This is a genomic window from Pantoea sp. SOD02 (assembly GCF_024707505.1).
In the GTDB taxonomy this organism is placed as follows: domain Bacteria; phylum Pseudomonadota; class Gammaproteobacteria; order Enterobacterales; family Enterobacteriaceae; genus Pantoea; species Pantoea symbiotica.
Genome location: NZ_CP102604.1, coordinates 3,716,154 through 3,739,671 on the forward strand (window position 1 = coordinate 3,716,154; position 23,518 = coordinate 3,739,671).

24 protein-coding genes are annotated in these 23,518 nt (G+C 54.9%); 4 read left to right on the forward strand and 20 right to left on the reverse strand.

From position 1 onward, the window contains the following. Nucleotides 1-28 precede the first annotated feature (28 nt). Entirely contained in the window at nt 29-649 is a 621-nt protein-coding gene (gene fklB / locus NR302_RS17160) for an FKBP-type peptidyl-prolyl cis-trans isomerase (protein WP_008103590.1), read from the reverse strand. Between the two features lie 216 nt (nt 650-865). Between fklB and NR302_RS17165 the strand changes: the two genes are divergently transcribed. Continuing rightward, a complete protein-coding gene (locus NR302_RS17165; RefSeq protein ID WP_308713586.1) occupies nt 866-1,519 on the forward strand; it encodes a LysM-like peptidoglycan-binding domain-containing protein in 654 nt (217 codons plus the stop codon). A gap of 56 nt (nt 1,520-1,575) precedes the next feature. Here the strand turns inward: NR302_RS17165 and rplI are convergent, their stop codons facing one another. From rplI to rpsF, 4 genes are read right to left on the reverse strand one after another with little or no spacing between them, the layout of a single operon-like run. Next, complete coding sequence (gene rplI, locus NR302_RS17170; RefSeq protein ID WP_008103594.1) at nt 1,576-2,025, reverse strand: 50S ribosomal protein L9; 450 nt, start codon at nt 2,023-2,025, stop codon at nt 1,576-1,578. Between the two features lie 39 nt (nt 2,026-2,064). After that, nucleotides 2,065-2,292 (reverse strand): 30S ribosomal protein S18, encoded by a 228-nt coding sequence (rpsR, locus tag NR302_RS17175; protein ID WP_002210155.1) that lies wholly within the window; start codon nt 2,290-2,292, stop codon nt 2,065-2,067. A 4-nt stretch (nt 2,293-2,296) separates the two neighbouring features. Continuing rightward, nucleotides 2,297-2,614: a primosomal replication protein N gene (gene priB, locus NR302_RS17180; protein WP_007892027.1), complete on the reverse strand. Its 318-nt coding sequence runs from the start codon at nt 2,612-2,614 to the stop codon at nt 2,297-2,299. Between the two features lie 6 nt (nt 2,615-2,620). Further along, nucleotides 2,621-3,016: a 30S ribosomal protein S6 gene (gene rpsF, locus NR302_RS17185; RefSeq protein ID WP_007892026.1), complete on the reverse strand. Its 396-nt coding sequence runs from the start codon at nt 3,014-3,016 to the stop codon at nt 2,621-2,623. Between the two features lie 386 nt (nt 3,017-3,402). Here rpsF and NR302_RS17190 point away from each other — a divergent pair, with 386 nt between their 5' ends. Beyond that, a complete protein-coding gene (locus NR302_RS17190; protein WP_061720184.1) occupies nt 3,403-3,609 on the forward strand; it encodes a hypothetical protein in 207 nt (68 codons plus the stop codon). A gap of 47 nt (nt 3,610-3,656) precedes the next feature. Here the strand turns inward: NR302_RS17190 and yjfP are convergent, their stop codons facing one another. Then, nucleotides 3,657-4,406, reverse strand: a complete 750-nt coding sequence (gene yjfP, locus NR302_RS17195) for an esterase (RefSeq protein WP_008103597.1) — start codon at nt 4,404-4,406, stop codon at nt 3,657-3,659. A 158-nt stretch (nt 4,407-4,564) separates the two neighbouring features. Here yjfP and NR302_RS17200 point away from each other — a divergent pair, with 158 nt between their 5' ends. After that, nucleotides 4,565-6,496, forward strand: coding sequence for a methyl-accepting chemotaxis protein (locus tag NR302_RS17200; protein WP_258144051.1), 1,932 nt, complete (start codon nt 4,565-4,567; stop codon nt 6,494-6,496). Between the two features lie 54 nt (nt 6,497-6,550). Then, complete coding sequence (gene bsmA / locus NR302_RS17205) at nt 6,551-6,874, forward strand: biofilm peroxide resistance protein BsmA (RefSeq protein ID WP_154154942.1); 324 nt, start codon at nt 6,551-6,553, stop codon at nt 6,872-6,874. On the opposite strand, the gene NR302_RS17210 is transcribed toward bsmA, so the two are convergent. The 14 genes from NR302_RS17210 to tsaE all read right to left on the reverse strand — a co-directional run bounded on the left by NR302_RS17210 (nt 6,851) and on the right by tsaE (nt 23,516). Beyond that, entirely contained in the window at nt 6,851-8,479 is a 1,629-nt protein-coding gene (locus tag NR302_RS17210) for an isovaleryl-CoA dehydrogenase (protein ID WP_258144052.1), read from the reverse strand. The genes bsmA and NR302_RS17210 overlap by 24 nt on opposite strands. Nucleotides 8,480-8,664: 185 nt before the next feature. After that, nucleotides 8,665-9,399 carry a 23S rRNA (guanosine(2251)-2'-O)-methyltransferase RlmB gene (gene rlmB / locus NR302_RS17215; protein ID WP_007892019.1) on the reverse strand — a complete coding sequence of 245 codons (735 nt, stop codon included), beginning with the start codon at nt 9,397-9,399 and terminating at the stop codon, nt 8,665-8,667. Between the two features lie 108 nt (nt 9,400-9,507). Beyond that, entirely contained in the window at nt 9,508-11,958 is a 2,451-nt protein-coding gene (gene rnr, locus NR302_RS17220; protein WP_154154936.1) for a ribonuclease R, read from the reverse strand. Between the two features lie 16 nt (nt 11,959-11,974). Continuing rightward, on the reverse strand, nt 11,975-12,418 hold the full coding sequence (gene nsrR, locus NR302_RS17225; RefSeq protein WP_008103609.1) for a nitric oxide-sensing transcriptional repressor NsrR: 444 nt from the start codon (nt 12,416-12,418) through the stop codon (nt 11,975-11,977). A 190-nt stretch (nt 12,419-12,608) separates the two neighbouring features. After that, nucleotides 12,609-13,907 carry an adenylosuccinate synthase gene (locus NR302_RS17230; protein WP_008103611.1) on the reverse strand — a complete coding sequence of 433 codons (1,299 nt, stop codon included), beginning with the start codon at nt 13,905-13,907 and terminating at the stop codon, nt 12,609-12,611. 181 nt (nt 13,908-14,088) lie between these two features. Then, nucleotides 14,089-14,286 (reverse strand): DUF2065 family protein, encoded by a 198-nt coding sequence (locus NR302_RS17235; RefSeq protein ID WP_008103612.1) that lies wholly within the window; start codon nt 14,284-14,286, stop codon nt 14,089-14,091. Between the two features lie 57 nt (nt 14,287-14,343). Further along, the gene (gene hflC, locus NR302_RS17240; RefSeq protein WP_258144053.1) at nt 14,344-15,348 is read right to left on the reverse strand and encodes a protease modulator HflC; all 1,005 of its coding nucleotides are present in this window, start codon (nt 15,346-15,348) and stop codon (nt 14,344-14,346) included. A gap of 3 nt (nt 15,349-15,351) precedes the next feature. Next, nucleotides 15,352-16,587 carry an FtsH protease activity modulator HflK gene (gene hflK, locus NR302_RS17245; RefSeq protein ID WP_008103614.1) on the reverse strand — a complete coding sequence of 412 codons (1,236 nt, stop codon included), beginning with the start codon at nt 16,585-16,587 and terminating at the stop codon, nt 15,352-15,354. Nucleotides 16,588-16,758: 171 nt separating this feature from the next. After that, nucleotides 16,759-18,039 (reverse strand): ribosome rescue GTPase HflX, encoded by a 1,281-nt coding sequence (gene hflX / locus NR302_RS17250; RefSeq protein ID WP_258144054.1) that lies wholly within the window; start codon nt 18,037-18,039, stop codon nt 16,759-16,761. 80 nt (nt 18,040-18,119) lie between these two features. Then, the gene (hfq, locus tag NR302_RS17255; RefSeq protein ID WP_008103618.1) at nt 18,120-18,437 is read right to left on the reverse strand and encodes an RNA chaperone Hfq; all 318 of its coding nucleotides are present in this window, start codon (nt 18,435-18,437) and stop codon (nt 18,120-18,122) included. A 110-nt stretch (nt 18,438-18,547) separates the two neighbouring features. Further along, nucleotides 18,548-19,489: a tRNA (adenosine(37)-N6)-dimethylallyltransferase MiaA gene (gene miaA, locus NR302_RS17260; protein ID WP_036648157.1), complete on the reverse strand. Its 942-nt coding sequence runs from the start codon at nt 19,487-19,489 to the stop codon at nt 18,548-18,550. Continuing rightward, a complete protein-coding gene (gene mutL, locus NR302_RS17265; RefSeq protein ID WP_258144055.1) occupies nt 19,482-21,338 on the reverse strand; it encodes a DNA mismatch repair endonuclease MutL in 1,857 nt (618 codons plus the stop codon). Before mutL ends, miaA begins: the two co-directional genes overlap by 8 nt. Nucleotides 21,339-21,381: 43 nt before the next feature. Next, the gene (gene amiB / locus NR302_RS17270; RefSeq protein ID WP_008103623.1) at nt 21,382-23,043 is read right to left on the reverse strand and encodes an N-acetylmuramoyl-L-alanine amidase AmiB; all 1,662 of its coding nucleotides are present in this window, start codon (nt 23,041-23,043) and stop codon (nt 21,382-21,384) included. Then, a complete protein-coding gene (tsaE, locus tag NR302_RS17275; RefSeq protein ID WP_258144056.1) occupies nt 23,040-23,516 on the reverse strand; it encodes a tRNA (adenosine(37)-N6)-threonylcarbamoyltransferase complex ATPase subunit type 1 TsaE in 477 nt (158 codons plus the stop codon). The genes amiB and tsaE overlap by 4 nt, the downstream gene beginning before the upstream one ends. Between the last annotated feature and the right edge of the window lie 2 nt (nt 23,517-23,518).

The window sequence follows — 23,518 nt, forward strand, 5'->3', positions numbered from 1 at the left end:
AGGGCGGCGATTGCCGCCCTCTTGCTACTTACAGAATTTCCAGCAGCTCAACTTCGAAGATCAGGGTGCTGAATGGCGGGATAGAGGCGCCAGCGCCGCGCTCGCCGTAAGCGAGGTTGTGTGGAATCGCCAGTTCCCACTTGGAACCGACTGGCATCAGCGTCAGCGCTTCGATCCAACCGGCGATTACGCCGCTAACCGGGAATTCTGCCGGCTCGCCACGTGCCACTGAGCTGTCGAATACGGTGCCATCGATCAGTTTGCCGGTGTAATGCACACGCACACGATCCTGACGTGAAGGGATTGGACCCTCGCCCTGGGTGATGACGCTGAACTGCAGACCGGTTTCGGTGCTGCTTACGCCTTCGCGCTGTGCGTTCTGCTCAAGGAAAGTCTGACCTTCTGCCGCCATCGCTTCTACACGCTCACGACGCACGCCTTCAGCGCGTTCGTGCACTTCACGCAGTGCGCGATGTACCACGTCAACCGGGACGGCCGGTGAGTTCCCTTCCAGCGCGTCGCGCAGTCCGGCGAGCAGTGCTTCTGGCTGCAGACCCTGCAGTCCAGACTCTTGCAGCTGCTGGCCTACCTGTAAACCGATACCGTAACTTGCTTGTGATTCGACGCTGTCGAATGAAGGGGTCGTCATCTTGATTCCTTAATCCCGGAGAAAAATAGAACCGGCAGCATACCAGCGCGGGCGGCTGGCGTAAAATCTCACGCGCCGCAGATGACATTTCCCGGCGAAACGGAAACAATACAGCGGTCAAATTTTTCAATGCTGCCAGGCACTTCCTGTCAGCATTGCTCATACTATAGCTGTGGCGAGGTTTTCACCTGCCACCGTCGGAACAAGAGAGAATACATGGGCCAGATCGCCCCACGACGTCGCAGGACGCGCGCACCGCGTACTTTATTACCTTGGTTGCAACGTTGGCTGCAGCGCATTCCGCGCAAAGCCGCCAGCGAGGAGGATTCACGAATGGCTTCCGATCACCCTTCCCGCGTTCCCGTCGCACTGCAGCGCGTCTGGCATTTGCTGGATGATGTGCGCTGGATGGATCCGCTGCCCGCTTTGCATCGTCGCGGCATTGTTATTGCCCTGCTGGTGCTGCTGCTGGCATTTCTTTGGCCGAGCAGTACGCCGCAGTATCCGGTTGAGCGTCCGGCAGACACTAACGCTAAAGAAGTACCAATGCAGGCGGAGATTTACGATAACAATCAACAGCAGAACACGCCGCCGAAAACCGATTCGCAGGGCGAATGGCGCACCTACAATGTGGCATCAGGCCAGACGCTGGCGCAGCTGTTCCGCGACAACAATTTGCCGGTGAATGATGTGTTTGCCATGGCGCGAGTCGAAGGTGATGGGCAGCCGCTGAGCGCATTGCAGAATGGTCAGCAGGTGAAGATTCGTCAGAACGCGCAAGGCGTGGTAACCGGTTTAACGGTGGATGGCAGCAACGGTCCGGTGCTGTTTACGCGTCAGCCGGATGGCAGCTTTATCCGCGCTCAGTAAAACGCAGAAACAAAAACGCCGGCGCAAGGCCGGCGTTTTCGCATTACTGAGTGAACTTACTCAGCAACTACATTCACAACCAGTTTAGCGAATACTTCGCTATGAATCTGGAAGTCAACTTCGTGCTCACCGGTGGTGCGCAGTACGCCTTCTGGAAGACGAACTTCGCTTTTAGCCACTTCAACGCCAGCTGCAGTTACTGCATCAGCGATGTCACGGGTACCGATGGAACCGAACAGTTTACCAGCGTCGCCTGATTTAGACGCGATGGTTACGTTGCCCAGTGCGTTGATTTTCTCTGCACGTGCGTTAGCAGCAGCCAGAACGTCAGCCAGTTTGGCTTCCAGTTCAGCGCGACGTGTTTCGAAGAACTCAACGTTTTTCTTGGTAGCAGGAACAGCTTTACCCTGTGGAACCAGGAAGTTACGAGCGTAGCCCGCTTTAACGTTAACCTGATCACCCAGGCTGCCCAGGTTTGCTACTTTATCAAGCAGAATAACTTGCATTACCTTATCCTCTTAAAGTCGTTAATGGACAACTACCGATTACTGATGACGATCAGTGTACGGAAGCAGGGACAGGTAGCGAGCGCGCTTGATGCAACGAGCGAGCTGGCGCTGGTATTTTGCACGAGTACCGGTAATACGGCTCGGGACAATTTTACCGCTTTCGGTAATGTAGTTTTTCAGTGTAGCGATATCTTTGTAATCAATCTCTACAACGCCTTCCGCGGTGAAACGGCAGAACTTGCGACGACGGAAATAACGTGCCATTTGGCTAGTCTCCAGAATCTATCAAATCAATCTGCTCGGCATGTAACACCATTCTGCTCTGACCATTGCGTGCCTGATGGCAGCTAATGAAGCCTTCGAGAGTGAGTTGCGTGCCGACCGTTATATGTTGAGTAATCACCTGATGGGTGCTGCCGCTGATAATCACCGGCATTTGACACCAGGCTTGCCGGTGGAAACCGGCTTCCTCTTGCACAGAACGATGCTCAAGCACGAACTGGCAATGAGGAATCCCTGACGGACTGACTTTTCGAACCGGCGTCTTGCACACAGTGCCAGACAGGCGCAGTCGATTTGCCGTCATGTCGGATTACTCTTCAGAATCCCCAGCATCTGAGTCATCAGCCGATTCGTTAGCAAAGTCTTCGCGGCGATCACGACGCTCGTCTTTAGCTTTAACCATCGGAGATGCTTCAGTTACCGCGTGCTTAACGCGCATAACCATGCTGCGGATAACGGCGTCGTTGAAGCGGAAGTTAGTTTCCAGCTCGTCAATCACTTCCTGCGGCGCTTCTACGTTCAGCAGAACATAGTGAGCTTTGTGCAGTTTGTTGATTGGGTAAGCCAGCTGACGGCGGCCCCAGTCTTCCAGACGGTGAATCGTGCCCTGTGCACCGGTGATAGCACCAGTGTAACGCTCGATCATACCTGGAACCTGTTCGCTCTGGTCAGGGTGGACCATAAATACGATTTCGTAATGACGCATCGATAGCTCCTTACGGATTATTCAGCCTCCTGTCAGGGTCAGCTGCGGCCCACGGAAGCAAGGAACGTTATAGGTTGCGAATCATTTAAAAAATGAAACACACCTCTGAATGCAGCTGAAAAATTGACGCGTAATCATACTGGCGTCCTCGCGGAAACTCAAGCGCACAATTCATCAAATGGCGACTATCGTGCCAGCTGATGCGACTTTTGTGCTATGTGAGATGCGTCAGAGAGTTAGCGAGCGTTTGATCAAATTCTCTGAACAAGGCGTTCAATGGGACGATCTGGCGGCAAGTTGGTTAAGAACTACACTATTTACAGGCGCAACGAATAATCCTATTTGCCGCGTCTGAGAGTGCAATCCCTGTGAGTCTGGAGTCGATTATGAAAATGATCATTTTCGCCACTTTACTGGGTCTCTTCCTGTCTCCACCCGCTTTTGCCAGCTCCGCTGACTACGCGCAGCAGATGAGAAGTAACAGCAACGCGGCATCAGGCTATGTCTACGTTAATAGGTTGGATGCGCCTGCAAGCAGTAACCCAGTCAGTGCCAATACCAGCGCCGCCGAACGGTTGTCATCACAACTTTAGTTCGGCAACTTAAACGGGCTGGCGCCAATCACGCCAACCCGCATTTTTTATAAATGGTGTTTAAAGAAACTGACCAGCGCCGTCAGGGCCGAAGGCGTGATTTTGTGGCCGATGTTCTTTTCGGAAAGCGCAGTCATCTGTTGATCGAGTTGCGCCTCGCCTAACGCTTTCTGCAGACGCGCCGTTTCGGCAAAGGGCACCACTTCATCCGCTTCGCCGTGCCACAGCAGCAAAGGTCGATTCGCCAGTTTCTCCAGTTGCTCGCTGGGATCGTACGGCGCCAGCGGCGCTAAACGCGCGGCAAAAGCCTCTTTCTGTTCTGGCGTACGCGCCACCAGCGGCGGAAACAGCGTATGACTCAGCTGCATGAAGTAGCCGGACCCCATTAAACACGCCACGCTGTGGATTTGCGGATAGCGCGCCATTGCGCCCAGCGCGGTCATGCCGCCCATCGAGGCTCCCGCCACGGCAAAACGCTCATCGGCAATCCAGTCGTTATCGCGCAGCACCTTTTCCAGCAACGGCACTTCATCGATGTTCTGTTTGAGGATCTCCCAGAAGTGGGTCATACGTGCATCGGTATCGCCGTTGTAGCGCGCGCCGTGCATGTCCGCATCGGGCATGATCACGCGGAAACCGGCCTGCGCCAGCGCCACGGCAAAGTAGCTGTAAACCTCTTTCGATGAGGTAAAACCGTGATAGAACAGCACCGTGGGTAAGCGCGCCTGGCGCTGCCCGGCCGGTGCTGCGTGAATACATTCGATGCCTGCCAGATTCTCCGTTGCCAACTCAATCATACCGCCTCCATTGAGAATGATTATCACTGGACTCAGTGTAAGCGCTGCCGGACAAAATGCGAGCCACTTCACATTAAGTTTGAATAATTTCTGCCCTAAACATTTAGCCCGCTTTGCCGTTGATCTTGTACCCCTTCAATAATCTCAAAAGGTACTTTATGAAGCGTCTTTCTCTCAGCGCCATGGGTCTCGGAATCAAGCTGTCTGTATTGACGTCTTTGAGCGTGGCAATTGTGCTATTTACTCTGACCTTAACCCTGAGCCATAACGCGGCACGTCAGCTGGAGCAGCTGGCAACCGATGATATGCAGAATCAGGTGCAAGGCATTAATGAAATGGCCACCATGTTCAACGCCACGCTGTCGGAAGAGGTGGCGAATTACACCAAACTGTTCCAAAGCTTCCTGCCAAAACGTTTTAGTCGCGACGACAGCGAACGTGTTCAGGTGGGCGAATTCAGCACGCCAACACTGCGAGCGGGATTGAAAACCCTCAACCTCGATCAAATCGCAGTGGATGATTTTCTCGATCGCACCGGTGCGGTATCCACCATCTTCGTGCGTGACGGCGAGGATTACATTCGTATCGCTACCTCGCTGAAAAAAGAGGATGGCAGCCGCGCGGTGGGCACCAAACTGGATCGCAGCAGCGCTGCCTGGCGCAGCATCAATCAGGGCACGGTGTATCGCGGCCTGGCGACGCTGTTCGGCCATCGTTACATCACGCAGTATCAGCCGGTGCAGGATAGCAGCGGTACGGTGATCGCCATCCTGTTCGTCGGGGTGCAAATCGATGCGCAGTATGCGCTGATGCGCGACAAAGTGCTGGCGCGCCATCTTGGCGACAGCGGCACCTTCTCGGTTTTGAACGGTGCGCCGGGCAGCAGCCAGGGCCAATATCTGTTTGATCGTCACGCTGAAGGCAAACTGCCGCGCTGGGATAACGCCACGCAGCAGCAACTACTTAGCCAGCCGAAGGGATTAGTGGCGGTTGAACTGGATGGCGAAACTAAACTGCTGGCGTGGCAGCAGTTGCCGGGGTGGAACTGGATTATCGCCGGTGAGGTGAGCCGTGCCAGCCTGCTGGCGCCGATCACACACAGCCGTAACCTGTTTATGACGATTGGGCTGGCGCTGGTGATCGCTTTTGCCATGGGCTTTATGTGGTACAGCTGCCGCGCCATCACGCGTCCTCTGCAGCAGGTGATCCATCTGGCAGAACAGTACGCCGCCGGTAATCTGCAGGCACATCTCGACTCTTCACGTCGTGATGAGATTGGTCAGTTGGTCAACGCGATTAACGGCATTGGCGATGGGCTGGAGAAAGTGGTCAGTCAGGTGCGTTCGGCGGCGCGTGAAATCAGCAGCGGCACCGATACCATCGCCGCCAGCAGCTCCAGCATCAGCGAGCAGATTGGACGCCAGGCCAGCAGCGTGGAGGAAACCTCGGCCAGCATGGAGCAGTTTGGCGCCACTGTGGCACAAACCGCGGCCAATGTGCGTCAGGCGATGGCGCTGGTCGGTGAAGCGGCTAACACCGTGAATCACGGCGGCAGCACCGTGGCACGCTCGGTGGAAACCATGTCGGAGATTCGCGTGGCATCGCAGAGCATCGCCGATATCACTCACGTGATTGAGTCAATTGCCTTCCAGACCAACATTCTGGCGCTCAATGCGGCGGTTGAAGCGGCGCGCGCCGGTGAACACGGTAAAGGCTTTGCGGTGGTGGCGGCGGAAGTGCGTGCGCTGGCACAGCGCAGTGCCACGGCAGCCAAAGAGATTGATGGCTTGATTGCCAGCTCAATCGATAAAGTGGCGGCCGGCCATACGCTATCCGAGCAGACGCGTGATGCGATGAGCCATATCGTCAATCACATCGAGCAGGTTAAAACGCTGATGGGCGAAATCAATATTGCCGCGCAGGAACAGGCGGCGGGCATTGGCCAGGTGAATCTGGCGATGAATCACATCAGCCAGGCCACGCATCAAAGCAGCGATATGATTAACCAGTCAGAAACCACCGCCAATCATTTGAGTAAGAAAGGTCATCATCTGACGCAGCTGGTGAGCATTTTTCATCTGAAGGACTAAAAGCCACAGGAAGATGGCTTACACTTGAGCCATCTTCCTGCTTCAGGAGTTGCTATGCGTACTCTCTATTTGGCCTTAACGCTGCTGCTCAGCGGCTGCGCCGCGTTCACCACCACGCCACAAGCTCCGCCGCCGCCCACGCAGCAAGCGCAGGAGATTTCACGCGCGCAAAGTTATGGTCTGCCAAAGCTCGGCAATATCACCGCCACCACACGCGGATCGCCGGATGATGCGCAGCGCGCTATTGCTGCTAAGGCCAATCAGGCGGGCGCGGTTTACTATCAAATTTTGATGCTGGATGAAACCACCATTCCCAGCTTCTGGTACGCCACCGCCATTCTGTATGGCGCGCCGTCAAGCGGCGCTGCAGCGCAATAGTAAGCGTGCGCAGAGATCGTCGCTCAATGCACACGTGCCGCGCAAATCAAGATGCTGCTGACACCAGCCATCAGCCAGCGGCGGCTCTGCCACTTTGAGCAGAATCGCGGCACTCGCCAGCGGCAGTAACTCGCGTGTGATCTCCCGCGCCTGCCCTTCGCGCGGATTCGCGAGCTGCAAGCGTAACTGCCGCCAGCGGCGATCAAAGTGACGATTACTGCCTTTCACCGCATCAAACTCATCATGCAGCATGGTCATCACCTCGGCGTGGCGGCCGAGCACGCGCAGGACATCCAGGCACATCACATTGCCGGAGCCTTCCCAAATGCTGTTAACCGGCATCTCACGATAAAGACGCGGCAGCTCGCTCTCTTCGCAATAGCCAATGCCGCCCAGCACTTCCATCGCTTCTGCCACAAAGGGCATGCCCGCCTGACAGACCACGAATTTGGCGGCCGGTGTGAACAAACGTGCGTACAAGCGTTCATGTTCGCTGGCCGGAGTTGACCAGGCGCGCGCCAGTCGCAACAGCAAAGCGGTTTGTCCTTCCAGCTGTAGCGCCTGTTGCGCCAGCACTGCGCGCATCAGCGGCTGATCGATAAGGTTCTTGCCCATCACCTGACGCTGCTGCGCATGGTGTACGGCAATCGACAGCGCACGGCGCATCTGGCCGTGGCTGCCCAGCGCACAGTCGAAGCGCGTCATGCTGCCCATCTTGAGGATCAGTCGCACGCCGTCGCCCTCTTCGCCCATCAGCCAGCCGATCGCATCCTGAAATTCCACTTCAGCGCTGGCGTTGGAACGATTGCCGAGCTTGTCTTTCAGTCGTTCGATGCGAATGGCGTTGCGCGAGCCATCTGGCAGCAAGCGGGGCAGGAAGAAGCAACTTAGTCCTTGAGAAGTCTGCGCCAGAATCAGATGCGCATCGCTTTGCGGGACCGAGAAAAACCATTTATGGCCGGTGATGCGATACGCTTCACCCGGCCCGCGCACGCCGAGCGGTTCGGCGCGTGTGGTGTTGCTCAACACATCGGTGCCGCCCTGCTTTTCCGTCATGCCCATGCCAATCAGCAGGCCGCGTTTCTTATTGCCCGGCAGATGATGCGCATCGTAACGATCGCTGAGCAGCGCTTCGCGCCAGTCAGCGTAGGGTTCAGGCAGATGATTTTGCAGCAGCGGAATGGCGGCGTGCGTCATGGTCACCGGACAGAGCGAGCCCGCTTCCACCTGTGCATGCAGGATAAAACGTGCGGCACGCGCCACCATCGCCTGCGGCTGTACATCGGGCTGCCAGCTGAGATTGTGAAGCCGGCTAGCGCACAATCCCTGCATCAGCAGATGCCAGGCAGGATGAAAACGCACTTCGTCGAGACGTTCGCCGCGCGCGTTGTAGCGCAGCAGCTCCGGCGCTTCAACGTTCGCTAAGCGGCCTAACTCAAGGGATTCGGCGCTGCCAAGTTGCAGGCCGACTGAAGCCAGCCATTCGCGATCCCAACTGGCGCCTTCGCGTGCAACGGCCTCGCACAGGGCGATATCACGCGTGAACAGGTTGCTGTTGCTGAGCGGATCGGGCTGGTTGAATACGGTGTGGGTGTGCCAAATCATACATATCCCCGTCATACTTCGAGCTACAGGTGCGTTGGCTGCGTGTGTTCACCCCAGTCACTTACTGATGTAAGCTCCTGGGGACTCACGCACTTGCCGCCTTCCTGTAACTCGAATTATTTAGGGTATAAGTATGTAGCTGTTTTGCAGTTATGCCTGGCCTGGAAATTTTTTTGCGGTGGGGATCACGCCTGACGCTGGCGAACGGCTTCGAACAAGCAGACGCCGGTGGCAACCGACACGTTGAGTGACGAGACGCTGCCGGCCATTGGGATGCTGATCAGCTCATCGCAATGCTCACGCGTCAAACGACGCATGCCTTCACCTTCCGCACCCATCACCAGCGCCATTGGGCCAGTCATTTTGCTTTGGTAAACGGTGTGATCGGCTTCGCCTGCGGTGCCAACTACCCAGACGTTGTATTCCTGCAGCAAGCGCAAGGTACGCGCCAGGTTGGTGACGCGAATCAACGGCACGTTTTCTGCCGCGCCGCTGGCGACTTTCTTCGCGGTGGCATTCAACGGTGCTGCACGGTCTTTTGGCACGATGACCGCATGCACGCCAGCGGCATCCGCGCTACGCAGGCAAGCGCCGAGATTGTGCGGATCGGTAACGCCATCCAGCACCAGCAGGAACGGCTTTTCGAGGCTCTGCAGCAGATCCGGCAAATCACCTTCCTGATACTGCTTGCCTGGCTTCACGCGCGCCACAATGCCCTGATGTACGCCGCCTTCAACCTGGCTATCGAGCCATTGACGGTTCGCCACCTGCACCGGGATTCCCTGAGCTTCCAGTGCGAGGATCAGCGGCTGCAGGCGACGATCTTCGCGGCCTTTAAGGATAAAGACTTCCTGAAAACGCTGAGGATCGCGCTCCAGCAGCGCCTGCACGCTATGAATACCAAAAATTATTTCACTCATTACTTTGCTCAAGGTTGGATTTAGATCGTTGAATACGGAGATTCGGGTGCGCATTAATGCGCACCCTGCAACGTTTTCGTCTGGTCGCCATACAAGGCGACCAAACTATCAGGCTTCGTCAGGCTGCTTCTTCGACGCACGCTTGGACTTGGTGGCGGCGGCGATTTTACGGGTTTTCTCGGAAACTTTTTTGCCTTTTTTCTCGCTTTTAGCCGGTTTCTCAGCAACGGCAGGCTTTTTCTTGTCGCCACGGAACGCTGAATCAGGCTCGAAAGTGCCCTTCTTACCGGCATCACGACGACGTTTAGCTGGCGGTTTGCCGCCGCGTTTCTCACGCTCGCGCTCGGTTTTGCCTTCGCCGCGCGGTACACGCTTGCTGGAAATCAGCGCGAAGTCGATTTTACGCTCGTCCATATGCACTGCATCTACGCGCACTTCCACCGCATCGCCCAGACGATAAGTGCGACCGCCGGATTCGCCAATTAGACGCTGCCCCACCGCATCGAAGCGATAATAATCATTATCCAGCGTCGAGACGTGCACCAAACCATCGATAAACAGATCGTTGAGACGCACGAAGAAACCAAAGCCAGTCACGCTGGAGATTACGCCGTTGAACACGGTGCCAACCTGATCCTGCATGAAGTCGCACTTCAGCCAATCAGCAACATCGCGCGTGGCTTCATCAGCACGGCGCTCGGTCAGCGAGCAGTGCTGGCCCAACTGCAGCATTTGCTGCATGTCGTAGTGATAACCGCCGGTCGGCGTGGTGATGCCATCCACTTCGCCGCGCTCTTTTGCCAGCAGATATTTGATGGCGCGATGCAGCAGCAAATCCGGATAACGGCGAATCGGCGAGGTAAAGTGCGCATAAGACGCCAGCGCCAGGCCGAAGTGCCCCCGGTTTTCAGGATCGTAAACGGCCTGCTTCATCGAACGCAGCAGCATGGTTTGCAGCATTTCCGCGTCTGGACGATCGGCAACTTGTTTCAGCAGAGCAGCATAATCGGTCGGATGCGGCTTAGCGCCGCCCGGCAGGCTTAAGCCCAGCTCATTCAACACGGTACGGAAGCTTTTGATGCTGTCTTCGCTTGGACGATCGTGATCGCGGAACAGCGCAGGCTCTTCATTTTTCTCAACAAAACGTGCCGAGGCGATGTTGGCGAGAATCATGCACTCTTCAATCAGCTTGTGCGCATCATTGCGTGAGGTGCGCTCAACGCGCTCAATGCGACGCTCGGCGTTGAAGATGAACTTGGCTTCATCGGTCTCAAACGAAATGCCGCCACGCTGCTCGCGCGCGGTTTCCAGCACCTGATACATGTTGTGCAGTTCTTGCAAATGGGGAACCTGCGCCGCGTATTGTTCACGCAGATCGGCATCACCTTGCAGAATGTTCCACACTTTGTTGTAGGTCAGTCGCGCATGGGAATTCATCACCGCTTCATAGTGTTTGAAACCGGTGAGTTTGCCGCTGGAGGAGATGGTCATCTCGCACACCATGCACAAACGATCAACCTGCGGATTCAACGAGCACAAGCCGTTGGAGAGAATCTCCGGCAGCATCGGGATAACCTGCGACGGGAAATAGACCGAGGTGCCGCGCTGATGCGCTTCATCGTCCAGCGGCGTGCCCGGACGCACGTAATAGCTGACGTCAGCAATCGCCACCCACAAACGCCAGCCGCCGCCGCGCTTCTTCTCGCAGAAAACAGCATCATCAAAGTCGCGCGCATCTTCACCATCAATGGTGACCAGCGGCAACTTACGTAAATCAACACGCCCAAGCTTCGCCTCTTCCGGCACTTCTTCTTTCAGCTTAGCGATCTGCTTCTCAACTTCTTCCGGCCAGGTGTGCGGGATTTCATGAGTGCGCACCGCCATATCGACCGCAAGGCTGGTGCCCATATCGTCGCCAAGCAGTTCCGTAATCTTGCCGAGCGCCTTGGTGCGACGCGTGGCACGTTGGGTGATTTCCACCACCACCACCGAACCCATACGCGCGTTGAGCGTTTCTTCTTGCGGGATCAGAATATCAAAGCTCAGGCGGCTGTCGTCTGGCACCACAAATCCGGTGCCCGCATCGGTGAAGTAGCGACCAACGATCTGGCTGTTACGCGGTTCAAGCACACGCACAACGCGCGCTTCGCGACGACCTTTACGATCGGCGCTGCCCGGCTGCGCCAGAATTACGTCGCCGTGCAGGCAGAATTTCATCTGTTCGGCAGAGAGATAGAAATCATCTTTCTGGCCTTCCACGCGCAGGAAGCCGTAGCCATCGCGATGACCAATCACTTTTCCGCGCAAGAGATCGAGACGTTCTGGCAGGGCGTAACATTGACGACGCGTAAACACCAGCTGACCATCGCGCTCCATGGCGCGCAGACGACGACGCAGCGCTTCCAGCTGCTCTTCGCTAGTGATATTCAATTCCTGCGCGATGTCATCGCGGTTGGTCGGTTTTTCCCGTTTTTCTAGCAGTGCCAGAATAAATTCGCGGCTTGGAATTGGGTTTTCGTATTTTTCAGCTTCTCTATCCTGAAAAGGATCTTTTGACATTACGGTTCCTCCGATGTCATTTAATTTGGATTGCCACCGGCGGTTCGGACAATAAAAGTTGGTACAGCGAATCGTTATCTTTGACCAAATCGGCCAGCGTATACTTGTCCAGTTCCTTGAGGAATAGCTGGACCGCATCGTGCAATGCTTTACGCAAACGACAGGCCGGCGTGATCACACACTCGTCGCAGTTCACGAGCTGCAATGGCTCCATTCTTCGCACCACATCGCCAATGACGATTTTTTCCGGGTCCATGCCTAAACGAATTCCGCCGTTTTTACCGCGTGTTGCGGCGACAAAGCCAGCCCGGCTCAGTTGGTTGATGATTTTAACCATATGGTTACGCGACACCCCGTAGGTATCGGTGACTTCGGTAATGTTGGTCTGCTTACCTTCCGGTAACGTCGCCATGTAAATCAGGGCACGCAGACCATAATCGGTAAAACTTGTTAGCTGCACATATACCTCAGTGAATCATCGAACGTTATGGTTATGCGCCGGTCGGCGTGATGTTTAAATATGATGATAAACCAGAGCGTGGTGGCCGGTGCGTTTTTTCTGGCAAGTATCGATATCTGCAAGAAAAAATAGAGTGAGTGGAGTCAAAGATTAGAAATACAAAGGCCGGACAGAGTCCGGCCTGAGGAGATTATGCGTCGAACGGGTCGCGCAGAATCATGGTCTCACTGCGGTCTGGGCCGGTAGAAATAATATCAATCGGCACACCGGTCACTTCTTCTACACGTTTGATGTAGTCACGTGCAGCTTGCGGCAGACCTTCCAGCGTCTTAACGCCGAATGTGGTCTCGCTCCAGCCTGGCATGGTTTCGTAAATCGGCTCAATGCCTTCCCAGCCTTCAGCCGCCAGCGGCGTGGTGGTCATTTCGCGGCCATCTGGCATGCGATAAGCCACACAGATTTTCACTTCTTTCAGGCCATCCAGCACGTCCAGCTTGGTCATGCAGAAACCTGACAGCGAGTTGATCTGTACTGCACGGCGAACGGCAACCGCATCCAGCCAGCCGGTACGACGACGACGACCGGTGGTCGCGCCGAACTCGTTACCTTGTGCACACAGGAACTCACCGGTTTCGTCGAACAGTTCGGTCGGGAATGGACCTGCACCAACGCGCGTTGAGTAGGCTTTGACGATACCCAGCACGTAATCAACATAGCGAGGACCAATACCTGAACCCGTCGCTACGCCGCCTGCGGTAGTATTCGATGAGGTCACGTACGGATAGGTACCGTGATCGATATCCAGCAGCGTACCCTGTGCACCTTCGAACATGATCAGGTCGCCACGCTTACGCGCGCCGTCCAGCAGATCAGACACATCAACCACCATGCTGGTAATGATATCGGCAACCGCCAGCGTATCACTCAGCACTTTTTCGTAGTCAACAGCGTCAGTTTTGTAATAGTTAACCAGCTGGAAGTTGTAGAAATCGACGATCTCTTTCAGCTTCACCGCAAAGGTTTCTTTATTGAAGAGATCGCTCACGCGCAGACCGCGACGTGCCACTTTATCTTCATAGGCAGGACCGATACCGCGACCGGTGGTGCCGATAGCTTTGGCGCCACGCGCTTTCTCGCGCGCCACATCCATTGCTACGTGGTATTGCAGAATCAATGGGCAGGCTTCAGAGATCAACAGACGTTCACGTACCGGCACACCGCGCTCTTCCAGACCTTTCATCTCTTTCATCAGCGCTTCAGGCGACAGTACAACGCCGTTACCAATGATGCTGGTGACGTTTTCACGCAGGATGCCAGATGGAATTAAGTGGAGGACGGTTTTTTCACCGTTGATGACAAGTGTGTGGCCTGCATTATGGCCACCTTGGTAACGCACGACGTAATTCGCGCGCTCTGTCAGAAGGTCTACGATCTTACCTTTACCTTCGTCACCCCATTGGGTGCCCAGTACGACGACGTTCTTACCCATTTTTTCAAAATCACCGATTGCTTAAAAATGGATTCTACCACCTGACTTTTACTCTTTCAGCACTTTTAGCATACGATTGCGCTGTTTTTTGCCTGAGTTTTGCTCAGCTCACAACATGTTGGGGGAACAGCGGCCAACAGACACAATTGAGTCGCGCGGCATCACAAAAAATTTACGCTGATTAACGCGCATGCATACTGATCATCGCGTAGATCACCACGCCGGCCACCACTAAACCGCCACCAAAACGATGCAAGAGGCGATCGGGTAACTGCGTCATCGCCAGGATCATGCGTCGCCAGGCGCGCGGCATAAACATCGGTCCAAGTCCTTCCAGCACCAAAACCAAAGCCAGCGCCATCCAGATGGTTGAATTCATGATTTTTTCCCAAAAAAAAGGCCGACAACATTGTCGGCCTGGACTTTATATCAGTTCTTAACGCGTGGCGTTAGAGGGCGCTTTCATATAGCGGAAGAAATCGCTATCCGGGCTTAGCACCAACACATCCTGATTATCTGAGAAGCTATTCTCATAGGCACGCAGGCTGCGGATAAAGGCGTAGAAATCCGGATCCTGGCTGAAGGCATCAGCAAACAGTTTTGCCGCTTCACCATCACCTTCACCGCGAGAAATCAGCGCTTCACGCTGTGCCTCTGCCAGTGTACGCGTGACCTGATAATCGGCCTGCGCACGCAGTTTCTCTGCCTCTTCCTGACCTTGTGAACGCTGACTACGCGCTACCGCTTCACGCTCGGCGCGCATACGGTTGTAGATCGCGTCAGAAACTTCAGTCGGCAGGTTGATCTGCTTGATGCGCACGTCGACAACTTCAATACCCAACGCAGCCATACTGTTCGGGTTTGGTGCCGGCTCGGTGCTGTTGGTTTCACGTTCTACACGTGCTGCCGCATTCGCAATTGCGTCATCCGCAGCTGGCGTCTGAACGTCATCATCATTACCTGCGCTACCGGTGTTCAGGGCATCACGCACGTCGGTGGTCAAACGGCCACGCGAATCGGTCACGATGTCTTTTACATCCAGACGCCCCATTTCAGAACGCAAACGGTCACTGAACTTACGTTTCAGCAGCACTTCAGCCTGAGAAACGTCGCCACCACCGGTTGCCAGGTAGTAACGGCTGAAGTCACTGATACGCCATTTGATATAAGAATCAACGATCAGGTCTTTCTTCTCTTTGGTAACAAAGCGGTCAGCCTGGTTATCCATGGTCTGAATGCGCGCATCCAGTGATTTCATGGTTTCGATAAACGGAATTTTGAAATGCAGACCCGGTGCATACACCAGCGGTTTGTTTTCGTCATCACGCAGAACCTTACCAAAGCGCAGCACGATGCCGCGTTGGCCTTCCTGCACCACGAACAGTGACGCGTAAAGCACCACCAGCACTACAATAATTACGGCGATGATTGGCTTACGCATCGATTACTCCCTCCCCTGGCGCTGGGTATCGTTGCGCAGCGCATTGGCGCGACGCTGATCCATGATGCTGTCTGGACTGTAAGATGAAGTATCTCCCCGATTCGCATTGCTATCGGACGACGAAGGAGACTTCATTAAATTCGTCATTTTCTGACCGCCCTGGCCAGATGCCTGACCACCGCGCATCAGTTGATCCAGTGGCAGAACCGTCAAATTGTTACCACGATCGCTGATCAACACCTTGCGGGTATGACTCAGCACGCGTTCCATGGTTTCAATGTAGAGACGTTCTTTCGTGATTTCTGGTGCAGCTTTATATTCCGGCAGCAAGCGGGCAAAACGTGCCACTTCACCCTGCGCTTCTAACACCGTACGTTCTTTGTAAGCACGACCCTCTTCGAGGATACGCTGCGCCTGACCATTAGCACGCGGCTGAACTTCGTTCGAATAAGCTTCAGCTTCACGAACGTACTGTTCACGGTTTTCACGCGCGGCAATCGCATCGTCAAATGCGGCTTTAACTTCTTCCGGTGGACGCGCCGCCTGGAAGTTTACGTCCAGCAGGGTAATACCCATGTTGTACGGACGGATGGTCTCGTCGAGCTCACGCTGAGTTTCGCTACGCACCACGGTACGGCCTTCCGTCAGGATGCGGTCCATGGTTGAGCGACCAATAACGCCACGCAAGGCGCTGTCAGTGGCCTGACGCAGGCTGTCGTCAGCGCTGGTCACGGCATACAGATAACGCTCAGGATCGGTCACGCGGTACTGTACGTTCATCTCAACGCGCACCACGTTCTCATCCGACGTCAACATCACGCCAGACGCGGCCAGTTCACGTACTGCTTCTACGTTTACGGCGCGAACCTGATCGACGAAAGTCGGTTTCCAGTTGAGGCCTGGCTCAACCAGATGGCTAAATTTGCCAAAGCGCGTGACGACGCCACGTTCCGCTTCTTTGATGGTGTAGAAACCGCTAGCCGCCCAGATAACGACCGCCGCTACAGCAACAATGCCAACTATTTTGCCACCGCTACCGCCGCTGCGTTGGCCATTGTCATTCTGTTTGCCACCGCCCAGTCCGCCGAGTTTTTTACTCAGCTTTCGGAAGATATCATCCAGATCAGGTGGTCCCTGATCGCGACCTCCTTTATTTCCCCCAGAGTTGCCGCCTTGATTATTGCTGCTTCCCCACGGGTCGCGGTCCTGTCCGTTATTTCCGGGCTGATTCCACGCCATGTTTCTACTCCATTTATTGTATTTACGGCTTACCCTTCATCTTTCAGATTGTAGCGGCGTTGGCTGCTTTCACTCATCCCGATCACTTACTGATGTAAGCTCCCGGGAATTCGTTCAATTGCCGCCTTGCTACAACCTGAAATCTTTTGGGTAAGATCGGTTAGGCAACGGTCAAACAATATAACTGGCTAGCGACGGCTCTTGTTTACACAGACGACGCCAATCAACGATCGGCATACGCACGTGTAAACTCACACAGCCATCATCTTCATTCCATTCTTTTTCTATAGCATGCAACTGATAAAAACGACTGCGTAAACGGCCTGCTTCCGGCGGCAGACGTAAATCGTACTGCGCAATTTCACCGGCTAAACGCTCAGAAAGCGCCTGCCACAGTAACGGCAGACCCACGCCGCTCTGTGCAGATAACCAAACGCGAATCGGTTGGTTCTCTTCGTTGCGATCGATACGTGGCTCAAAGCCCTCCAGCATATCGATTTTGTTCATGACCATCAGTGCTGGAATTTCATCGGATTCTATTTCTGCCAGCACTTCATTCACGGCTTCGATGTTGTCATTGATACGTAAATCAGCCGCATCAACAACATGGAGCAGCAGCGCTGCCTGACGCGTTTCCTGCAACGTAGCTTTAAACGCGGCCACTAAGTCATGTGGCAAATGACGAATAAATCCCACTGTGTCAGCCAGAACCACTTCACCAACGTCTGCAACGTTCAGGCGACGTAATGTCGGATCAAGCGTCGCAAACAGTTGATCTGCCACATAAACATCAGCGGAGGTTATTGCATTAAACAGGGTAGATTTGCCTGCGTTGGTGTAGCCCACCAGAGAAACGGTTGGCACGTCAGCTTTAGCACGTGATTGGCGGCCCTGATCGCGCTGCTTCTCAACACGCTCAAGACGGGAAAGGATCAGGCTAATTCGATTGCGTAGTAAACGACGGTCCGTTTCCAACTGGGTTTCACCCGGGCCACGTAAACCGATACCACCTTTTTGGCGTTCAAGGTGCGTCCATCCACGCACTAAACGTGTTGCCATATGGCGTAACTGTGCCAGCTCGACCTGTAATTTACCCTCATGGGTACGGGCGCGCTGAGCGAAAATATCAAGAATTAGGCCGGTGCGGTCAACGACACGACATTCGCACACACGCTCTAAATTACGTTCCTGGGCAGGAGTTAAGGCATGATCGAATAAAACGACCGATGCTCCACTCGCTTTCACCGCATCGGCAATTTCAACTGCCTTTCCTTCACCGACAAAATATTTGGGATGTGGCGCTTTACGGCTGCCCGTAATGACTTGCAGCGCTTCAACGCCCGCAGAAGAGACAAGAGTTTCAAACTCCTGCAAATCTTCCAGCTCTTTGTCTTGGGAGAACCAGATGTGTACCAGTACGGCCTGCTCACCGGCTTCATAACGGTCAAACAAGCTATAACCTCGCTAAAATAAAATAACCAGGACAGGAAAACGTGCTCGTTCTCCAGCCCTGGCTTTACGGCAGCGCAAAATTATTCTGCGTTATCGCCGTCTTGTTGTGGCTGCGACTGAGCGCCTTGGTTGCTTCCGCTGTGATGATAGTTGCTGCTACCACCGCTGCCGCCCGCGTTATTGCTATGGTGCGACACTGGGCGAGAAGGAACCACTGTAGAGATGGCGTGCTTATACACCATCTGGCTGACCGTGTTTTTTAACAGAATGACGAACTGATCAAAGGATTCAATTTGCCCTTGCAGCTTAATACCATTCACCAAATAGATCGAAACCGGTACACGTTCACGACGCAATGCGTTCAAAAACGGGTCTTGTAAAGATTGCCCCTTAGCCATTCTATCTTTTCCTTATATGCTTGTTGTTTGTTGCTTTAAGAACCGTGGTTCAGAAAAACTGCGTAAAAATTTGCGCACGATAACCAATCAATTGTACACAATCATCCCTGCTACGCACTAACTACCTTAAGCACCGCATTACGCGCTAACTCTGGCTCATCACTGTTTAACCAGTGTACTTCAGGCCAGCCACGTAACCAGGTCATCTGGCGTTTAGCGAGCTGCCGAGTGGCGCAAATTCCCCGATAAACCATTTCGTCGTAATCGATTTCGCCTGATAAATAAGACCACATCTGGCGATAACCTACACAACGAATGGAAGGCATGTCCGTATGCAAATCACCTCGCGCAAACAGTGCACGAGCCTCCGCTTCAAATCCTGACGCTAGCATCTGGTCGTAACGCAACGCAATGCGTTGATGTATCAGTTCGCGACTCGCAGGTGCGATTGCAAACTGGTACACGTCGTAGGGTAACGCTTCGCCGGAGGTTTTTGTCAGTTCCGTTAAAGTTTTACCCGAAATAAAAAAAACTTCCAGTGCTCGCGAAAGTCTCTGCGGATCATTCGGATGAATACGACTACCGGCGACCGGATCGATTTCACACAGCTGACGGTGCAGGGCTTCCCACCCTTTCTCCGCCGCCATTTGCTCTATTCGCTGACGCACCTCGGGATCGGCCGAGGGCAACGGCGACAATCCTTCAAGTAACGCCTTGAAGTAGAGCATGGTTCCACCAACAAGCAACGGAATCTTCCCCTTACGGGTGATCTCCGCCATTTCTGCCAACGCATCGCGACGAAATTCTGCGGCGGAATAGGCTTCCGCCGGATCGCGAATGTCCAGCAAACGATGGGGCGCCAGTGCTAACTCTTCTGCCGACGGTTTCGCCGTGCCGATATCCATCCCGCGATAGATTAAGGCAGAGTCAACGCTAATAAGTTCCACCGGAAGTTGCTGACGCAGCGAAATCGCTAATGCCGTCTTACCGGAGGCGGTAGGCCCCATCAAAAAAATTGCCTTTGGCCGGCTAGCCTGGTTTAGTTCACTCATGCTTCAACGCGTTCAGCGCGCTCTCAATCTCAATGGTCTGTAACAGACCTGAAGGCGGCGACTTCAGCAGTTGCGGGCAAAGCCTTTCCAGCTCTGCCAGCAGTGCAATCGCCTGCGAGTGATTCCAGTGAGCGTCTTCTGCATCATCGCGACGCGCCAGCCATTGGGCCAACGTGGATGCAGAAACCTCTTGCTGCCGGGCCAGGTAGCCTAACAGTTCTGGAATCAAGATTTGTAAATTTTGTGTTCGTAACGGTAAAGGCACCGCACGTAGCGTGACGTGCTGCCCTTCTCGTTGTAAATCAATGCCCATCTGGCTTAGCAGCGCGGCGTGCTCGGCGATAGCGGCCAGCTCCGGCGCGGCAATTTTCAGGCGTACCGGGATCAGCAATGGCTGCGGTTTTAAGCCCTCTTCGCCTGGTTGCAGCTGGGCCTGTTTTAGCCAGCGTGCCGCCACGGCCAGCGATAACAGTTGCAGCGCACTACCACGTTCCAGCAGCGCATAACGATCCTGTAAAACGCTTAACACGCGGCCAAAACTTTGCGCGTGGGCGGCCAGCGGTGCTTCACGTGTTTCCGGCTGACGCACTGGAGCCGCCGCAGGAACTGGCGCAGCGCGCGACGTTTCTACCACCGGCGTTTTCATCAACTGCTTATACGCATTGCCTTCACGCGCACTGTAAACCGGCTCCTTACTCTGCCAGCTCGCACCCGCCGCTGCAGAAGCGCCGCCGCTGCTGCGTGACGTGTTGCTGGGCTGGGCAAAGTGGTTCGCACCTGCCGCCTGACGGTTTTCTGGCTGCCACTTCGGTGCCGGTTCTTCGGCATGAGCGATGGGCAATTCCGGCACGCGGCTGGCTTGCAGCGCGCTCATCACGCCTTGCCAGATAAAATCATGTACCAAACGCGACTGATGGAAACGCACCTCATGCTTAGCCGGATGAACGTTGACATCCACCTGATGCGGATCGATCTCCAGATAGAGCACGTAAGCCGGCTGCTGATCGTCGCCAAGCTGCGTTTGATACGCCTGACGAATCGCGTGATTGATCAGCTTGTCGCGCATCATGCGTCCGTTGACGTAGCAATATTGCAGGTCGGTAACCTGGCGCGAGCCGTTGGGATCAGCGACCCAACCGCGCAGCGCTAAATCGTCGTGCTGCCACTCAATACGCAAAGCGTGCTGCATAAACGTAGTGCCGCAAATGGCACCTAAACGCCGCTCCCGCTGCGTATCTTCACTGACCGCGCGATACTGGCGCATCAACTTACCGTTGTGGCTAAGCGAAATGGCGACGTCAAAGCGTGCTAGCGCAATGCGACGAATCACCTCATCAATATGGGTAAATTCGGTCTTTTCGGTACGCATGAATTTGCGGCGTGCGGGCGTGTTATAGAATAAGTCGAGCACTTCCAGCGATGTGCCTACCGGATGCGCAGCCGGTTTCACCGTCACATCCATGTCGCGCCCTTCCGCATAGGCTTGCCAGGCTTCGCTTTGATCGGCGGTGCGTGAAGTCAGCGTTAAACGAGAAACAGAACTGATACTGGCGAGCGCTTCGCCACGAAAACCGAGGCTCATGATCGCCTCAAGGTCATCGAGCGAGGAAATTTTGCTGGTCGCATGCCGCGCCAATGCCATCGCCAGTTCGTCTTTGGCGATGCCGCAGCCATTGTCGCGAATGCGGATGAGCTTCGCGCCACCTTTCTCAATATCGACATCAATGCGCGTGGCACCGGCATCCAGGCTGTTTTCCACCAGCTCTTTTACGACCGACGCCGGACGCTCAACCACTTCGCCTGCGGCAATCTGGTTCGCCAGCTGCGGCGGTAAAATCTGTATTGGCATGGTGGTGATCCTTCTGGCTGGTTGGCTCACGAGGAGCCAACAATCAGGATTGCGGAATTTTTAAGTTTTGCCCCAGCATCACATTACTCGACTTCATATTATTCGCCTGCATGATGGCTTTCGAACTCACGCCATAGCGCGCGGCAATGGCCGTCAGCGAATCGCCGCGCACCACTTTATGCCGGGTTGGACGACTCGCCGCCGCCACGCTAACGCTGGATTTAGCGGGCACTTTCAGGCGCTGTCCTACCCAAACCACATCGCGCTTCAGGCTATTCATCTCACGTAACGTCGCCATGCTCACGCCATATTTTGCCGCGATGCCGGACAATGTTTCGCCACGCGTCACGGTATGACGCTGCGTCGCGCCGGTATATTGCACCGTGCCGGTCGCCGGGTTGCTGGCGACGCTAACCGCTGGTGCGCTGTCCAGCGGCCGGTTTTCCTCCTTTGGGATCGATTGCAGCGGATGCGTAAGGAAATAATTGCGCAGGCCTTTATAAATCGACTGAGCAATCTTCTCCTGATACGCGCTGCTGCCAAGCAGCCGCTCCTCCGCGGCATTACTAATAAAGCCGGTTTCGACCAGTAAAGAAGGAATATCCGGGGAACGTAAAACGCCAAGGCTGGCATGTTCCGGCAGACGTTTATGCAGCGGCGTAATACCGCGCAGCTGCTGCAGGACTTTGACGGCGACGTCATAGCCTACACGCTGTGAATGACCAAACTGCAAGTCCAGAACCGCCTGGCTGAGATAGGGATCGGCCTGGCTATTCGCCAGCAGATCGCCTGCGCCGCCCAGCAGCTCAGATTGTTTCTCTTTCTGTTCCAGCCAGTTCGCCATTTCATTATTTGCGCGCCGGTTAGACAGCACCCAAACTGATGCGCCGGTCGCCGAATGGTTTGGCGCGGCGTCAGCGTGAATGGATACCAGCAGGTTCGCGTTCTCTTTACGCGCCACTTCCGAACGGCCCATCACCGAGATGAAATAGTCGCCGTTACGCGTCAGCACCGGTTTGAACATCGGATCCTGATCCATCAGCGCTTTCAATTTACGCGCAATCGAGATGGTGACATTTTTCTCATGCAAACCATGCTGGCCTGATGCACCGGGATCCTGACCGCCGTGTCCGGCGTCAATCGCCACAATCACCACATCGTTGCGGCTAACCGAGTTGCCGGGACGCACGGTGGTATTGCTGCTGGTTACCGCAGTCACCTGATTGGCGTTGAACGGGTTGCCCTGGCTGCTGCTCTGCGGCTGGCTTTCACGCGCCGTGGTGACAGGCGCGGCAACGGCCGGACGTTTCGCTGGCTGCGTCCCACGAATGGTGAACACCACGCGATAATTACTGCCATCACGCTGGGTGCTGGCGCGCGTCTGTGCAGGCTGCGTCAGTTCGAACACCAGACGCAGACTTTGCTTATCTTTCGGTTGGCTATGACGAATGCGCTGCACAATATTTTCGCCGCTAAAATTCAGCGGCAGACCTTTAATCGCGCCGCTTTGACGAATATCGAGCACCACACGATTGGGATTATGCAGTGGGAAAAAGCCATACACCGGCTGACCGTTAAAGCTCAGTGTGACGGTGGCCTGGCTATCGCCATTTTCGACTTTGATATCCGATAACGTGGCAGACAACGCCGAGGCAGAAAACAGGCACAGCAAGCCCAGTACAATGATTCTCATCCGTGACATCATGCCGGATCCCTGCCTTGCTGGAATTGGGTTAACAGCGTTTCGCCCGTGGCGGAAACCGCACTAATTTCGGCTTCACGCGCCGCATCAACATAGCGCAACGTCAGCGCTAAATCGGGCTCAGGCAGCACGCCAGTTCCCTGCTGCGGCCACTCCACCAGACAAAGCGCATCGCCGGTGAAATAGTCGCGGATGCCCATAAACTCCAGCTCTTCGGGATCGGCAAGACGATAGAGATCGAAATGGTACAGCGTGCGAGAGCCGAGCTCGTAGGGCTCGACCAGCGTATAAGTTGGGCTTTTTACATTGCCTTGATGGCCGAGCGCCTGCAGAAAACCACGACTAAAGGTGGTCTTACCGGCACCCAAATCGCCATAAAGATAGATCACCAGCGCGCTGTTGCAGACGCGCGCCAATTGCGCACCCAGATTCAGGGTTGCCGCCTCATCGGGCAAAGGGATAACACAGGTCTTCATGC

Excerpts from the sequence above, each read along its gene's own strand:
- fklB (WP_008103590.1), bottom strand. The coding sequence starts at position 649 with ATGACGACCCCTTCATTCGACAGCGTCGAATCACAAGCAAGTTACGGT.
- priB (WP_007892027.1), bottom strand. The coding sequence starts at position 2,614 with ATGACGGCAAATCGACTGCGCCTGTCTGGCACTGTGTGCAAGACGCCG.
- rpsF (WP_007892026.1), bottom strand. The coding sequence starts at position 3,016 with ATGCGTCATTACGAAATCGTATTTATGGTCCACCCTGACCAGAGCGAA.
- yjfP (WP_008103597.1), bottom strand. The coding sequence starts at position 4,406 with ATGATTGAGTTGGCAACGGAGAATCTGGCAGGCATCGAATGTATTCAC.
- hflK (WP_008103614.1), bottom strand. The coding sequence starts at position 16,587 with ATGGCGTGGAATCAGCCCGGAAATAACGGACAGGACCGCGACCCGTGG.
- bsmA (WP_154154942.1), top strand. The coding sequence starts at position 6,551 with ATGCGTACTCTCTATTTGGCCTTAACGCTGCTGCTCAGCGGCTGCGCC.
- amiB (WP_008103623.1), bottom strand. The coding sequence starts at position 23,043 with ATGATGTCACGGATGAGAATCATTGTACTGGGCTTGCTGTGCCTGTTT.
- NR302_RS17190 (WP_061720184.1), top strand. The coding sequence starts at position 3,403 with ATGAAAATGATCATTTTCGCCACTTTACTGGGTCTCTTCCTGTCTCCA.
- NR302_RS17235 (WP_008103612.1), bottom strand. The coding sequence starts at position 14,286 with ATGAATTCAACCATCTGGATGGCGCTGGCTTTGGTTTTGGTGCTGGAA.
- NR302_RS17230 (WP_008103611.1), bottom strand. The coding sequence starts at position 13,907 with ATGGGTAAGAACGTCGTCGTACTGGGCACCCAATGGGGTGACGAAGGT.
- rlmB (WP_007892019.1), bottom strand. The coding sequence starts at position 9,399 with ATGAGTGAAATAATTTTTGGTATTCATAGCGTGCAGGCGCTGCTGGAG.
- rpsR (WP_002210155.1), bottom strand. The coding sequence starts at position 2,292 with ATGGCACGTTATTTCCGTCGTCGCAAGTTCTGCCGTTTCACCGCGGAA.
- NR302_RS17165 (WP_308713586.1), top strand. The coding sequence starts at position 866 with ATGGGCCAGATCGCCCCACGACGTCGCAGGACGCGCGCACCGCGTACT.
- miaA (WP_036648157.1), bottom strand. The coding sequence starts at position 19,489 with ATGAGTGAACTAAACCAGGCTAGCCGGCCAAAGGCAATTTTTTTGATG.
- tsaE (WP_258144056.1), bottom strand. The coding sequence starts at position 23,516 with ATGAAGACCTGTGTTATCCCTTTGCCCGATGAGGCGGCAACCCTGAAT.
- mutL (WP_258144055.1), bottom strand. The coding sequence starts at position 21,338 with ATGCCAATACAGATTTTACCGCCGCAGCTGGCGAACCAGATTGCCGCA.
- NR302_RS17200 (WP_258144051.1), top strand. The coding sequence starts at position 4,565 with ATGAAGCGTCTTTCTCTCAGCGCCATGGGTCTCGGAATCAAGCTGTCT.
- hfq (WP_008103618.1), bottom strand. The coding sequence starts at position 18,437 with ATGGCTAAGGGGCAATCTTTACAAGACCCGTTTTTGAACGCATTGCGT.
- rplI (WP_008103594.1), bottom strand. The coding sequence starts at position 2,025 with ATGCAAGTTATTCTGCTTGATAAAGTAGCAAACCTGGGCAGCCTGGGT.
- hflC (WP_258144053.1), bottom strand. The coding sequence starts at position 15,348 with ATGCGTAAGCCAATCATCGCCGTAATTATTGTAGTGCTGGTGGTGCTT.
- rnr (WP_154154936.1), bottom strand. The coding sequence starts at position 11,958 with ATGTCAAAAGATCCTTTTCAGGATAGAGAAGCTGAAAAATACGAAAAC.
- NR302_RS17210 (WP_258144052.1), bottom strand. The coding sequence starts at position 8,479 with ATGATTTGGCACACCCACACCGTATTCAACCAGCCCGATCCGCTCAGC.